Origin of the sequence: Streptomyces sp. NPDC048506, assembly GCF_040651315.1 — a bacterium.
GTDB lineage: Bacteria > Actinomycetota > Actinomycetes > Streptomycetales > Streptomycetaceae > Streptomyces.
Genome location: NZ_JBEZIX010000021.1, coordinates 111,490 through 125,991, shown reverse-complemented (window position 1 = coordinate 125,991; position 14,502 = coordinate 111,490). Strand labels below are relative to the sequence as shown.

The 14,502-nt window shown below is 71.3% G+C and carries 8 protein-coding genes; 6 read left to right on the top strand and 2 right to left on the bottom strand.

The features are described 5' to 3' along the window. Nucleotides 1–99 precede the first annotated feature (99 nt). Nucleotides 100–1,344 (bottom strand): Ig-like domain-containing protein, encoded by a 1,245-nt coding sequence (locus AB0C96_RS19180; RefSeq protein WP_362918833.1) that lies wholly within the window; start codon nt 1,342–1,344, stop codon nt 100–102. Nucleotides 1,345–1,603: 259 nt separating this feature from the next. On the opposite strand from AB0C96_RS19180, the gene glgX reads away from it, so the two are divergent. From glgX to cutA, 6 genes are all read left to right on the top strand, one after another. Further along, nucleotides 1,604–3,868: a glycogen debranching protein GlgX gene (gene glgX, locus AB0C96_RS19175; RefSeq protein WP_362918832.1), complete on the top strand. Its 2,265-nt coding sequence runs from the start codon at nt 1,604–1,606 to the stop codon at nt 3,866–3,868. A gap of 112 nt (nt 3,869–3,980) precedes the next feature. Next, complete coding sequence (locus tag AB0C96_RS19170) at nt 3,981–6,029, top strand: ABC transporter ATP-binding protein (protein ID WP_362918831.1); 2,049 nt, start codon at nt 3,981–3,983, stop codon at nt 6,027–6,029. Beyond that, nucleotides 6,026–7,906, top strand: a complete 1,881-nt coding sequence (locus AB0C96_RS19165; RefSeq protein WP_362918830.1) for an ABC transporter ATP-binding protein — start codon at nt 6,026–6,028, stop codon at nt 7,904–7,906. Before AB0C96_RS19170 ends, AB0C96_RS19165 begins: the two co-directional genes overlap by 4 nt. A 537-nt stretch (nt 7,907–8,443) precedes the next feature. Continuing rightward, entirely contained in the window at nt 8,444–10,723 is a 2,280-nt protein-coding gene (locus AB0C96_RS19160) for a M4 family metallopeptidase (RefSeq protein WP_362918829.1), read from the top strand. A gap of 286 nt (nt 10,724–11,009) precedes the next feature. Next, a complete protein-coding gene (locus AB0C96_RS19155) occupies nt 11,010–12,641 on the top strand; it encodes a M4 family metallopeptidase (protein WP_362918828.1) in 1,632 nt (543 codons plus the stop codon). Nucleotides 12,642–12,894: 253 nt separating this feature from the next. Next, the gene (cutA, locus tag AB0C96_RS19150; RefSeq protein ID WP_362918827.1) at nt 12,895–13,227 is read left to right on the top strand and encodes a divalent-cation tolerance protein CutA; all 333 of its coding nucleotides are present in this window, start codon (nt 12,895–12,897) and stop codon (nt 13,225–13,227) included. Between the two features lie 3 nt (nt 13,228–13,230). Here the strand turns inward: cutA and AB0C96_RS19145 are convergent, their stop codons facing one another. Next, nucleotides 13,231–14,502: an XRE family transcriptional regulator gene (locus AB0C96_RS19145; protein ID WP_362918826.1), complete on the bottom strand. Its 1,272-nt coding sequence runs from the start codon at nt 14,500–14,502 to the stop codon at nt 13,231–13,233.

Genomic DNA, 14,502 nt, shown 5'->3' with positions numbered 1-14,502 from the left:
GCCGTTAGGTAACCACACCGCGGTGACAGTGAACTCCCCGCGGATGTCACCGTTTAGTCCCAACTGCGCGGGTGTCCCGGGTCGCTCACCGGCGCCCGTTCAGCGCAGCGCCGATCCGGCCCGCCACTGGTCCCAGGGCATGTTCCAGCCGCCGAGGCCGTTGTCGGGTGCGACCGTGCGTTCCGGGGAGTCGTGCACCACCACGGTGTCGCCGACGATCGACTGGCCGAAGAACCAGCCGGCCGGAGTGCCGGGGGCGCCACCTCTGATGTCCCTCAGGCCCACGCAGCCGTGACTGGTGTTGCTGCCGCCGAAGACCTGCGGCCGCGCCCAGTAGTTGCCGTGCAGGAAGGTGCCGGACCGGGTGAGGCGCATGGCGTGCGGGACGTCCGCGATGTCGTACTCGCCGCCGAACCCGACCGTCCGCCCGTCCATCCGCGTCACCGACTGCCGCTCCATGATCACCATCCGCCCGTTGTACGTGGGGTGCTCGGCGTTGCCGGCGGTGATCGGCAGCACCGCCCTCACCCGGCCGTCGCGCTGCACGGTCAGGGTGTGCCGCGCGGCGTCGATGAAGCTGATCTGGTCCCGGCCCACCCGGTAGTGGACGGTCCGGTGCTGCGTCCCGTAGGTGTTCGGCCCGGTTCGCACCCCGCGCAGCCGCACCTGCGCGGTGATCTCGGTGCCCGGCCGCCAACGGTCGCGGGGCCGGAAGTCCAGCCGCCGGTGGCCGAACCAGTGGGCGGCGACCTCGACACCGGGCCGGGCGGTGACCCGGACGGCGCGTTCGACGGCCGCGCGGTCGACGACCGGCCGGTTGAAGGTCATCGAGAAGATCAGGCCGGTGCCGACCGTGGCGTCGCTCTCCGGCGAGAAGTGGCCGGTGACGTGGTGGGTGGGTGCGGCGGTGGTGAAGGTCGCGTGCCGGGACGAGCGGTGGCCGGCACCGTCCCGGGCGACCACGTCGACGGTGTACCGCGCGCCGAGGTGGAGGGGGCCGGGCGCCGGGCGCCAGACCAGACCGTCCGAGGAGATCCGGCCCGTGACGGGCCATCGGCCGCCGCCCGCGGTACGGCTCACCGCGACCCGTTCCAGCTGCCCCTCCGGCACCCGGATCTCGAACCGCCCGTTGGCCCGCACGCCGTGCGCCCCGTCGTGGGGGACGATCCGGATGGCCTGCTCCTGGGAGCGCGGGGTGCCCCCGTCGTCGAACGCGGCCGAGTCCGCGCAGCCGGTGAGCGCCACCGCCCCGACCAGCCCGGCGACGGCGGCGCGGGCGAAGCGGCCGCGCCGTGCGCGGCGCCGGGCTCGGTCCCCTGTTCGATCCTGCTGATGGGCGGTCATACACCGGATTGTGACTGATAGTTCCTAAATTTAGGGGTATGTCGCGTAACGGAATGCCGCGGACACGTCGTCGGACGGCCGCGCCACGGTCCGGACGGCCCACCGCGCCGGCCTGAGCGGAACGGCGAGCCCCCGCGACGGGAAACGTGCGGCAACGCCCGGTTGCGGGCAGAACAACGGGGAGGGCGGAACCGCACACGCGGCCGGGACACCGCGCGGACACCGCCCGACCGAGCCATGAGCCGCAGGAGGCCGGCACGTGTCGAGCGCACCCGAGCAGGAGGCGGTGGCGGACGGGCGGGAACCTCGTGGTGTTCCACCCGCGGACATCCACCCCGGCAGTCCGACGCCCCTGGGAGCCCGGTACCGCACCGGGCCCGACGGCGTCGCGGGCACCAACTTCGCCCTGTGGGCGGGCGGCGCGGAGGCCGTGGAGCTGTGCCTCTTCGACGAGGCGGAGCGCGAGTCGCGCCATGCGCTCACCGAGCTCACCCATGAGATCTGGCACGGCTTCCTGCCCGGTGTCCGGCCCGGCCAGCGCTACGGCTACCGGGTGCACGGCCGCTGGGACCCCTGGGCCGGTGCCCGCTGGAACCCGGCGAAGCTGCTGCTGGACCCGTACGCCAGGGCGGTGGACGGCGACTTCGGCGCCCGGACCGAGCAGACCGGCGCCGGATCCGCGCTGCCCGCCCAGCTCTACGGGCACGTCCGCGACTGGCCGGAGCAGCAGATCGCCGACACGGTCCGCGACGACCGGGACTCGGCGGCGTACGTCCCCAAGGGCGTGGTGGTCGGCGAGGCCACCGCGGACGAGGGCGGCGCGGACGAGTGGCAGGACGACCGCCGGCCCAAGACGCCCTGGCCGGATTCGGTCCTCTACGAGCTGCACGTCCGCGGCTTCACGATGCGTCACCCGGGCATACCCGAGCGGCTGCGCGGCACCTACGCGGGCCTGGCCCACCCCGCCGCGCTGGAGCACCTGGTGCGGCTCGGCGTCACCGCCGTCGAGCTGCTGCCGGTCCACCAGTTCGCGCACGAGGACCACCTGGTGCGCCGGGGGCTGCGCAACTACTGGGGCTACAACTCCATCGGCTACTTCGCCCCGCACTCCGGCTACGCCGCCACCGGCACCCGGGGGCAGCAGGTCGGCGAGTTCAAGCGGATGGTGCGGGCGCTGCACGACGCCGGCATCGAGGTGATCCTGGACGTCGTGTACAACCACACCGCGGAGGCCGGCGAGCTGGGTCCGACGCTCTCCCTGCGGGGCATCGACAACCGCGGCTACTACCGGCTGGCGGGCGAGGCCCGCCGCTACGCCGACTACACCGGCTGTGGCAACACCCTGCACGTCGTCCAGCCGCAGGTGCTGCGTCTGATCACCGATTCGCTGCGCTACTGGGTCACCGAAATGGGGGTGGACGGCTTCCGCTTCGACCTGGCCGCCGCGCTGGCCCGTTCCATGCACGACGTCGACATGCTCTCCCCGTTCCTCGCGGTGATCGCCCAGGACCCCGTACTGCGCCGGGTCAAGCTGATCGCCGAGCCCTGGGACGTGGGCTCCGGCGGCTATCAGGTCGGCGCCTTCCCGCCCCTGTGGACGGAGTGGAACGACCGCTACCGCGACACCGTCCGCGACTTCTGGCGCGGCGCCCAGCACGACGTGCGCGATCTGGGCTACCGGCTCTCGGGATCCAGCGACCTGTACGCCTGGGGCGGTCGCCGGCCGTACGCCTCGGTCAACTTCGTCACCGCGCACGACGGCTTCACCCTCCGCGACCTGGTCACCTACGAGCACAAGCACAATGCGGACAACGGCGAGCACAACCGCGACGGCAGCAACGACAACCGGTCCTGGAACTGCGGCGCCGAGGGCGAGACCGACGACCCCGAGGTCACCGCGCTGCGCCGCCGCCAGCTGCGCAACCTGCTGACCACCCTGCTGCTGTCCACCGGCGTGCCGATGCTGGTGGCCGGCGACGAGATGGGCCGCACCCAGCACGGCAACAACAACGCCTACTGCCAGGACAACCCCACCAGTTGGCTCGACTGGTCGCTCCTGGACGACCCCCGGTGGCGCCCGCTGGCCGACCTGGCCGCCCGTCTGATCGCGCTGCGCCGCGCACACCCGGTGCTCCGCCGCCGCGCCTTCTTCTCCGGGCGCCCGCACGGGCAGGGCGGTCTGCGCGACCTGGCCTGGTTCACCGCGGACGGCACGGAGATGACCGAACGGGACTGGTACACCCCGGGGGCCACGCTCGGCATGTACCTCTCCGGGAACGACATCTCCCAGCGCGACGCCCACGGCATCCGCATCGTCGACGACAGCTTCCTGGCCGTCCTGCACGCCGCCGCCGGCCCCCGCCCGGTCACCCTCCCCGGCCCGCCCTGGGCGCAGTCGTACGAGCTCCTCGTCGACACCGCCCGGGAGCAGCAGCCGACGGCGTCGGGACCGGCGTACCCGGCGGGCGGCACGCTCACCATGCCGGGGCGGTCGGTGATGCTGTTCCGGGCGGTGCCGGGCTGAGGACCGGTCCGGGCGCGCGGGTGGCGGCGGGCGACGACCGCCCGGGGCGGCCGCACGAAGCGGCCGAAATCCACAGGAGCGTTGTCAGTGGTGCGCCTTACGCTCGCGAGTGATGGCCGATACCGCGCAGACGAACCAGACCGACAGGACCGACCCGACCGATCAAACCAACCGGAACAACCACACCGACCCGACCGGCCTGACCGACCACGCCGACCCCACCGGCCCGACCGGCCCGACCAGCCCGACCGACCACACCGACTTACCCCAACGCTCCGCAGTGCGCTCGCTGTTGCGGCTGTGGCCGTACGTCCGCCCCGTGCGGGCACGGCTGTTCACGGCCGCGTTCGTGGCGGTGATCGCCTCGTGCCTCAGCCTGGTGATCCCGCTGGTGCTCAAGTGGCTGGTGGACGGGCCGGTCGCGGCGCGCGATCCGGGCGGGGTGTGGCTGGGCGGCGGCTACCTGCTGTTGCTCGGGCTCGCGGAGGCGCTGCTGTTCGGGCTGCGGCGCTGGCTGGTGGCGCGCCCGCTGGCCGGGGTCGAGGCGGCGATGCGGGCGGCGCTCTACCGACGCCTACAGCGGCTGCCGGTCGCCTTCCACGACCGCTGGCCCTCCGGCCAGTTGCTGTCACGGGGGACCACCGATCTCCAGATGCTGCGCCAGTTCCTCACCTTCCCCCTGACGTTCCTGCTGGTCAACGGCGTGACGATCCTGGTGGGGTGCGTGATCCTGCTGGTCCAGCGGTGGTCGCTGGGGCTGGTGCTGCTGGCGCCGGTGCTGCCGCTGCTGGTGCTGTGCTCGGTCTTCGAGGCGCAGTACGGACGGGCCGCCCGTCGGACCCAGGACCAGCTCGGCGATCTGGCGACGGTGGTCGAGGAGTCGGTACTCGGCATCCGCGTCATCAAGGGCTTCGGGCGGCACCGCAGCCAGGCCCGGGCCTTCAAGGAGCTGACCCGGACGCTGCGCACGTCCGAGCTGCGCAAGGCGCGGCTGCTGGCCTGGATCTGGGGGGTCAACACCGCCCTGCCGGAGATCGCGATCGGCGCCGCCCTGGTGCTCGGCACGCTCCAGGTGGCCGACGGCACGCTGTCCGCGGGCACGCTCGTCGCGTTCCTGTCGACCGCGCTGGCGCTGCGCTGGCCGGTGGAGTCGATCGGCTTCCTGCTGGCCATGAGCAACGAGGCGGCGACAGCCACGGACCGCTACTTCGAGGTGATGGACGAGCCGATGGTGGCCGACGGCGGCGGGCCGGACCGCGTCGGGAGCAGCGGCCACGACGACACGACCGGCGGCCGCGACAGCACGACCGGCGGCCGGGCCGACGAGAGCGCCGGCCGCGCCGAGCGGAGCACCGTCCGGGCCGAGCTGAGCACCGTCCGGGCCGAGGAGAGCGCCGGCCGCGACGACGACGGCGGCGCCGGACTGGCCTTCCTCGGCGTCGAGTTCCGCTTTCCGGACGCGCCGCCCGGCAGCCCGCCCACGCTCAGGGACGTCACCCTGCACATACCGCCCGGTGAGACGATGGCGCTGGTCGGGGCGACGGGCAGCGGGAAGACCACGCTCACGGCGCTGGTGCCGCGGCTGTACGACCCCACCGGTGGCCGGATCACCCTGGACGGGCGCGACCTGGCGACGATCGGCCGGGACGAGGTCCGCTCACTGGTCGCGGTGGCCTTCGAGGAGCCGACGCTCTTCTCGGCGACCGCTGCGGAGAACGTCCTGATGGGCGGGGCGAACGCCCAAGAGGCGGAGCTCCGGCGGGCGTTGGAGGTGGCGCAGGCCGACGGATTCGTCGACGCGCTCCCCGAGGGCAGCGCGACCCAGGTCGGCGAGCAGGGGATGAGCCTGTCCGGCGGGCAGCGGCAGCGGCTCGCCCTGGCCCGCGCGGTCGTCGGCCGCCCCCGGTTCCTGATCCTCGACGATCCGCTGTCGGCCCTCGACGTGCACACCGAGGCCCTGGTGGAGGCGGCGCTGCGCCAGGTCCTGGCGACCACCACCGCCCTGGTCGTCGCCCACCGCCCGTCCACGGTCCTGCTCGCCGACCGGGTGGCGCTGCTGTCCGGCGGCCGGATAGCGGCCGTCGGCACCCACCACCAACTCCTGCGGGACAACCCCGAGTACGCCGCGCTGATGTCCGGCGGGGAAGAGGGCGCCCGATGACCACCACCACGGCCGACCTGCCGTCCGACGACCCCGAGAACCACCCGACCGCACCCCCGCACCCCCCACGGCAGCGGACCGCGTCCGCGGACGCCCTCGCCGGGGACCGGCTCCCCGCTCCGCAGGGCGCCGCCCGCTCACTGCTCCTCTCCCTGCTGGCGCCGCACCGCCGCCGGGTGGGTGCGGTCGCCGTCCTCCTGCTGTTGCAGCAGGCCGCCGTGCAGGCCGGGCCGCTGCTGGTCGCCTATGCGCTGGACCACGCGGTGCCGGCGCTGCGGGCCGGCGAGCACGGCCCGCTGATCGCCGTGGCGGTGGCCGCCGCGCTGTGCGCCGCGGCGTCCGGCGGGCTCCAGTTCGGCTTCATCCGGCTCTCCGCCCGGGTCAGTCAGGACGTGCTGCTCGACCTGCGCGGCCGGATCTTCCGGCACGGCCAGGCGCTGAGCCTGGACTTCCACGAGCGCTACACCTCCGGCCGGCTGATATCCCGCGCGACCACCGACGTCGAGGCGCTGCGCGAGCTCCTGGACGACGGTTTGCAGGAGCTGATGACGATCGTGCTGTCGGCGGTCTACATCACCGTCTGCCTGGTCGGCCTGGACTGGGGCTTCGGCGCGGCCGCCGTGGTCTCCGGAGCGCCGCTGTGGCTCCTCGTCCGCTCCTACCGCAGCCGCTCGCACCGGGTCTTCAGCGCGAAGTCCACGGCGATGGCCGAGGTCATCGTCAGGTTCACCGAGACCCTCAACGGCATCCGCCCGGTGCAGGCGTTCCGCCGCGAACGGCCCAACGACGCCGCGTTCGCCCGGGTGAACCACCGCCACGAGCGGGTCAACGGCGCCGCCTTCCTGGAGATGGCGCGCTATGTCGTGGGCTCCCGGCTGGTGGCCAACGTCGCCATCGCCGCGACGGTGCTGTGGGGCGCGTACCGGGTCGCCACCGACAGCCTGGCGCTCGGCGTGCTGGCCGCCGCGGTGCTCTATCTGCGCCGGCTCTACGACCCCATCGACCGGCTGGGGATGTTCCTCAACGCCTATGAATCCGCGGCCGCTTCGCTGCGGAAGATCGCCGGTCTGCTGGCCCAGCGTCCCTCGGTCCCGGACCCGGCCGCGCCGGCCGCGCTGCCGGCCCTCCCGGCCGCCCGGCCGGGCCGTGCGGTCTCCTTCCGCGGCGTCCGCTTCGGCTACCGCACCGGCGGCGAGGTGCTGCCCCGCTTCGACCTGGACCTGGCGGCCGGTACGACGGTGGCCGTGGTGGGTGCCACCGGCGCCGGCAAGTCCACTCTCGCCAAGCTGCTGGCCCGCTTCTACGACCCCACGGAGGGCCGGGTCCTGCTCGACGGCGTGGATCTGCGCGAGCTGTCCACCGCCGAACTGCGCCGCGGCGTCGTCATGGTCACCCAGGAGGCGTTCCTGTTCTCCGGCACGGTCGCCGACAACATCGCCCTCGGCCGCCCGGACGCCACCCGCGAGGAGATCGAGCGCGCCGCGAAGGCGATCGGCGCCCATGACTTCATCGCCGCCCTGCCGGACGGCTACGACACCGACGTCCGCAAGCGCGGTGGCCGGATCTCCGCGGGCCAGCGCCAGCTCGTCGGCTTCGCCCGGGCCCTGCTCGCCGACCCGTCCGTCCTCATCCTCGACGAGGCCACCAGCTCCCTGGACATCCCCGGCGAGCGGGCCGTCCAGGCCGCCATGGACACCGTGCTGCGGGGCCGCACGGCCCTGGTCATCGCCCATCGGCTGTCCACCGTCGAGACGGCCGACCGGGTGCTGGTCATGTCCGACGGCCGGATCGTCGAGGACGGCCCGCCGGGCGACCTGATATCCGACCGGGGCCGCTTCGCCGAGCTGCACCAGGCCTGGCGGGACAGCGTGGGGTAGCCGGGACCACAGGGGGCACCCGGGTTCCCCGCACGCGCCGACGGCCCACGTCTCCCCACGCGCGACGACCCATGTGCGACAACCCATGTGCGACGCCTCACGTGCGGCGCCTCACGTACAACAACCCACATGCGACGACCGTGTGGGGCAACCCGGGTGATTGCCGGTCAGGACGGGGTGAGGGAGGCAGGACGGCAGCAATCCCCCCGTCCGCCCCATAGCCCCACCGGTCGTCCGGCTTTCGGACGTCGATTTCGCGCAACGGACGTTTTCCGGCCAATTAGTTGAACGGAGCCTGACAACTGGCCAGTAGTGGTGGGACTCTTCCCCGCAACCGCCGCACGGTCCCCACGGCACCACGCCCTGCGGCAGCCGGTTCCACCCGCATCACCGGTTCCACAAGTACGTCGAGTACCTCACGTACGTCTCCCCCCACGCGCTTCAAGTGTTCTGCCTCGCTCTGCCCGGACGGCCGTCTCGCCGCCCGGTCCCCCTCGGCCGCACCGTCACGTCGCGGCCACCGCAGAAGGAGTCAGCGTGAGACGCACCCCCCATAGACGCGCCGTTGCGACCGGTGCACTGGTCGCCGTCACGGCGATGCTGGCCGTCGGTGTACAGGCCGGCACCGGCACGGCGGCCGCCCCGCGACCGGGCACCACGCACGCCGCACCCGCTCCCGGCGCACTGCCGGCCAAGCTGTCCCCGTCCCAGCGTGCGGAGCTGATACGGGCAGCGAGCGCCACCACCGCCGAGACCGCGCGGCAGCTCAAGCTCGGCGCGAAGGAGAAGCTGGTCGTCAAGGACGTCTCGAAGGACGTCGACGGCACCGTCCACACCCGCTACGAGCGCACCTACGACGGGCTGCCCGTCCTCGGCGGCGACCTCGTGGTGCACGAGAGCAGGTCCGGCGCGCTCAAGGGCGTCACCAAGGCCGTACGCTCCCAGCTCAAGATCGCCGGGACCACCGCGAAGGTGAAGCCGGCCAGCGCCGAGGCGAAGGCCGTCAAGGCGGCGCAGGCGCTCGGCTCGAAGCGGACCGAGGCCGCCAAGGCGCCGCGCAAGGTGGTCTGGGTCGCCGACGGCAAGCCGGTCCTCGCGTACGAGACGGTGGTCGGCGGGCTCCAGGACGACGGCACGCCCAACCAGCTGCACGTCATCACGGACGCCACGACCGGCGCCAAGATCTTCCAGTACCAGGGGATCGAGACCGGCGTCGGCAACAGCGAGTACAGCGGCAAGGTCACCATCGGGTCGTCCGGGTCGGCACCGAACTTCTCGATGACCGACACCACCCGGGGCAACCACAAGACCTACAACCTCAACCACGGGTCGTCGGGCACCGGTTCGCTCTTCACCGACGCCGACGACACCTGGGGCGACGGTACGCCGCAGAACGCGCAGACCGCGGGCGTCGACGCCGCCTACGGCGCGCAGGAGACCTGGGACTACTACAAGAACGTGCACGGCCGCAGCGGCATCCGCGGTGACGGCGTGGGCGCCTACTCCCGCGTCCACTACGGCAACGCCTACGTCAACGCGTTCTGGGACGACGGCTGCTTCTGCATGACGTACGGCGACGGCGACGGCAACGCCAAGCCGCTGACCGCCATCGACGTGGCCGGCCACGAGATGTCGCACGGCGTCACCGCGGCCACCGCCAACCTCACCTACAGCGGGGAGTCCGGCGGCCTCAACGAGGCGACGAGCGACATCTTCGGCACCGCCGTGGAGTTCTACGCCAACAACCCCTCGGACCCCGGTGACTACCTCATCGGCGAGAAGATCGACATCAACGGCGACGGCACCCCGCTGCGCTACATGGACAAGCCCAGCAAGGACGGCGCCTCCGCGGACTACTGGTCCAGCGGTGTCGGCAACAAGGACGTGCACTACTCGTCCGGGGTCGCCAACCACTTCTTCTACCTGCTGTCCGAGGGCAGCGGCCCGAAGGACATCAACGGCGTCCACTACGACAGCCCGACGTCCGACAACCTGCCGGTCCCGGGCATCGGCCGGGCCAACGCCGAGAAGGTGTGGTTCAAGGCGCTCACCCAGTACATGAGCGCGAACACCAACTACGCGGGCGCCCGCGACGCCACCCTGAAGGCCGCGGCCGACCTGTTCGGCCAGGGCAGCGCGTCGTACAACACGGTCGCCAACACCTGGGCGGCGGTCAACGTCGGCTCCCGCGTCCCGGACGGCGGCGGGGTCACCGTCACCAACCCGGGCAACCAGACCAGCACCGTGGGCCAGGCCGCCAGCCTCCAGATCAAGGCGTCCAGCGGCACCGCGGGCGCGCTGTCGTACGCGGCGAGCGGGCTGCCGGCCGGGCTGTCGATCAACGCGAGCACCGGCCTGATCTCCGGCACACCGACCGCGACCGGCACCAGCAGCGTCACGGTGACGGTCACCGACACGGCGAAGAAGACCGGGACCGCCAGCTTCAGTTGGACGGTCAATCCGGCCGGCGGCAGCAATGTCTTCGAGAACGCGGACGACGTGTCGATCCCGGACGCGGGCGCCGCGGTCACCTCGCCGATCACCGTCAGCCGGAGCGGCAACGCGCCGAGCACGCTGAAGGTCGGGGTGGACATCGTGCACACCTACCGCGGTGACCTGGTCATCGACCTGATCGCCCCGGACGGGACGGCCTACCGGCTGAAGAACTCCAATGTGTACGACTCCGCGGCCAATGTGAACACGACGTACACCGTCAACGCCTCCTCCAAGGCGGCGAGCGGCACCTGGAAGCTGAGGGTCCAGGACGTCTTCGCGCAGGACAGCGGCTACATCAACGGCTGGAAGCTGACGTTCTGACCCGACGACCGCACTCTGCCGTCACCTTGGTGTGAAATAGGCGGGTCGGCGTCACCGTCGGCTTCACAACTAGCCTGTCAATCAAGACAGTTGGGCGTCGTTCCCGGTTCTCCGGGGACGGCGCCCTCCTCCGTTATGCGAACAGCGATCACCTCTCTACGGACGAATTTCAGCCAAGTTGTTAACACCCTCCTGACATGCACGCGTTCGAATGGCAGTCTTCCGGACGCAGTCACACCCGCATCGCTTTGCACCCCCACCTCTTGGCAAAGTTGAAGGAGCACGAGTGACCCCCCACATATCCCGTAAGACCCGTGTGACCGGCGGCGCCCTGGCGGCCGCCGCCCTGCTGGCCGCCGGCATCACCGCCGGTACCGCCGGCGCCTCGCCGGCCCCCACGCCGGTGAAGGACGCTTCTCCGCTCAAGCTCAGCGCCTCGCACCGCGCGGAACTGCTGCGCGACGCCGGCGCCGTCCGGGCCCAGACCGCCAAGGCGCTCGGCCTCGGCTCGCAGGAGAAGCTGGTCGTCAAGGACGTCATCAAGGACGCCGACGGCACCACGCACACCCGCTACGACCGCACCTACGCCGGTCTGCCGGTGCTCGGCGGCGACCTGGTCGTGCACACCGCCAAGGGCGGCGCGATCAAGTCGACCACCAAGTCGACCAACAAGGCCATCGCGGTGGCCTCCCTCACGGCGAAGATCGCCCCGCAGGCCGCCGCGAAGTCGGCGCAGGGCACCGCGGCCAAGTCGCTCGCCGCCAAGAAGGCGGACGCGCAGGCGCCGAAGAAGGTCGTCTGGGCCGCCTCGGGCAGCCCCGTCCTCGCCTACGACACCGTCGTCAAGGGCGTCCAGAAGGACGGCACCCCCAGCCGCCTGCACGTCATCACCGACGCCGACAGCGGCAAGAAGCTCTTCCAGTACGACGAGATCCACACCGGCAAGGGCGAGAGCGAGTACAGCGGCAGCGTCGAGCTGGGCACCAAGAAGGACGGCGGCAAGTTCACGCTGACCGACGACGGGCGCGGTGGCCACAAGACCACCGACCTCGGGAACAGCGAGTCCGGTGACGGCAAGCCGTTCACGGACGACGACGACGCCTGGGGCACCGGCAAGCCCGACGACCCGCAGACCGCGGCCGTCGACGCGCACTACGGCGCGGCCGAGACCTGGGACTACTACAAGACCGTGCACGGCCGCAGCGGCATCAAGGGCGACGGCAAGGGCGCCTCGTCCCGCGTGCACTACGGCAACAGCTACGTCAACGCGTTCTGGGACGACAGCTGCTTCTGCATGACGTACGGCGACGGCGAGGGCAACAAGAAGCCGCTCACCGCCATCGACGTCGCGGCGCACGAGATGTCGCACGGTGTCACCTCCGCCACCGCCAACCTCACCTACAGCGGTGAGTCCGGCGGCCTCAACGAGGGCACCTCGGACATCTTCGGCACCTCGGTCGAGTTCTACGCCAAGAACGACAAGGACCCGGGCGACTACCTCATCGGCGAGAAGATCGACATCAACGGTGACGGCACGCCGCTGCGCTACATGGACAAGCCCAGCAAGGACGGCCAGTCGCAGGACAGCTGGGACTCCAACACCGGCAACCTCGACCCGCACTACTCCTCGGGCGTCGCCAACCACTTCTTCTACCTGCTGTCCGAGGGCAGCGGCGCGAAGGACATCAACGGCGTCCACTACGACAGCCCGACCGCCGACGGCTCCAAGGTCGACGGCATCGGCCGGGACAAGGCCGAGAAGATCTGGTTCAAGGCCCTGACCGAGTACATGACCTCGAACACCGACTACAAGGCCGCGCGCGAGGCGACCGTCAAGGCCGCCACCGACCTCTACGGCAAGGACAGCGCCGAGGTCAAGGGCGTCGAGTCCGCCTGGACCGGCGTCAACGTCAAGTGACGCACGGCAGCAGTACGCGCTGAACGTACCGGGGTAACGCGACCCGGTGAGCGGGCGGTGTCCGGAGATCCTCCGGGCACCGCCTTCGCGTGCAACGGGGCATGGAGCGGGGGTCCGGATGGAGTGCCCTCGTGTGTCTCCCCGGCCGCGAGGAACGCCTTGCATGCCTCCTGTCGGGCTTGGTGTTTGTGCAGTCTGCGTCAAGGAGCCGTAGCCGCAGCGAACGCCAACGGCCGACGGCTAGGCTCGCCGCATGGCTGATTTCCTCCAGGTTTCCACAGCGACGGAGACGCGCGAGCAGGCGGTAGAGCTGGCCCGTTCCGTAGTGACAGGTCGTCTCGCGGCTGGTGCCCAGATCGTTGGCCCCGTGGTCTCAGCCTTCTGGCATGAGGGCGAGTTCGGGACGGGCGAGGAGTGGCAACTCCTGCTCAAGAGCCGGGCCGACGGATACGCCGCGTTGGAGGCACACCTCCTGAAACATCACCCGTGGAAGAACCCCGAGGTCTCGGCCGTGCCCCTCGTGGCCGGGTCGGATGCGTACCTCCGTTGGATCGCCACGACCGTCGGGCCAACCCCCGGCGAGTAAGTGTCAGGGGCGGGCCTTCTCCAAAACCTCGGCGACGGCGGGTACCGTCCGGTGCTCGCCGAGCCGTCGCAGGACGGGGGCAAGCCGTTCCCGTGGTCGTACCGAAGCCACCCCGGCGCAGAGGTCCAGCGCTCGGCCGGTGGCGGTCGCGGCTTGCTCGGCCTCCCCGGCTGTTAGGTAGGAGTCGGCCAGCCACGACAGGTACAGGCTCTTGTCCCGGGCATGGGTGTCGTCGTATGTGGCGAGCGCTGATTCCAGAACCGGAACGGCGCGCAGCGGGCGCCGCAACGCCGTCCAGCACCGGCCGCTCATGATCTGCAACTCGTTGCGGTCGACCCACGCCACCCAGTCCGGTTGTGGAGCGCCGTCGGTCTCGGCGAGTGCAGATGTGGCGGAGTCGAGCGCGCGTTCCGTCTCGGCGGCGAGCCCGGCGACGGCGTATGCCCATGCGAGCCGCTCGTACAGGAGGGCTCGGACACCTGGGGCCGCGTCGGGGCCCGCCGTTGCACACGAGCGGGCGGCGGTCTCGACTCCGGCCCGTCGGTCGCCGTTGACCTTCTGGTAGGCGAGGAAGGCGAGCGCGTTGCCTGCCAGAGCCTTGTCTCCTGCTTCCGTAGCAGCCTCGTGACTGGCCTCGTACAGGCTGCTCGCAATGGCGTGCTTGCCGCCGTCGAATGCAGCCCAACCGGCTTGCTGTGCCTGCTCGGCGAGCACGGAGAGGAGGGCTCGGCCCGTCTCCTCGGTGTATGTGGCATCACGCATCAGTGCCTTCGTGGCCTGGTACTCGCCGAGGTAGACGCGGTACGTGTCGCCTCCGCCGAGCACGTCATCAAGGCGCCGCAGTCTGGCCGTGCGCTCGCGGAGTTGCTCAGGGACATCGCTCACGACTCGGCGGCTCATCTGAGGACGCGTGAGGTCAGACAAACCGACGGCCAGGCCGGTCACGGCCGATGCCTTGAAGAACTCCCGACGCCGCACTTCGTCTCCGTCTCTGTCCATAGCGATGGCATGTGCAGGCGTGGGGAGCGCACGGCAAGCCGGGACCTCCCACTCGCGGGGCGCGAGACCGAGCAGCCCTCCGGGAATGCGCAGTGCGTCGGCAATCCGTGCGACCTTCTCGAAGGTCGTCACGCTGCCTATGCCGCGTGCCAGTAACCCGACACGTTCGGGCTTGATGTCGCACTCGGCCGCGATCTTCGAGTAACTGATCCCTGCCTCACTGCGCGCGAGACGGAACACCGTGCCGAAGTCATGGACCGCGAGCGCGGCTTTCAT

Excerpts from the sequence above, each read along its gene's own strand:
- cutA (WP_362918827.1), top strand. The coding sequence starts at position 12,895 with ATGGCTGATTTCCTCCAGGTTTCCACAGCGACGGAGACGCGCGAGCAG.
- AB0C96_RS19165 (WP_362918830.1), top strand. The coding sequence starts at position 6,026 with ATGACCACCACCACGGCCGACCTGCCGTCCGACGACCCCGAGAACCAC.
- AB0C96_RS19180 (WP_362918833.1), bottom strand. The coding sequence starts at position 1,344 with ATGACCGCCCATCAGCAGGATCGAACAGGGGACCGAGCCCGGCGCCGC.
- AB0C96_RS19145 (WP_362918826.1), bottom strand. The coding sequence starts at position 14,502 with ATGAAAGCCGCGCTCGCGGTCCATGACTTCGGCACGGTGTTCCGTCTC.
- AB0C96_RS19170 (WP_362918831.1), top strand. The coding sequence starts at position 3,981 with ATGGCCGATACCGCGCAGACGAACCAGACCGACAGGACCGACCCGACC.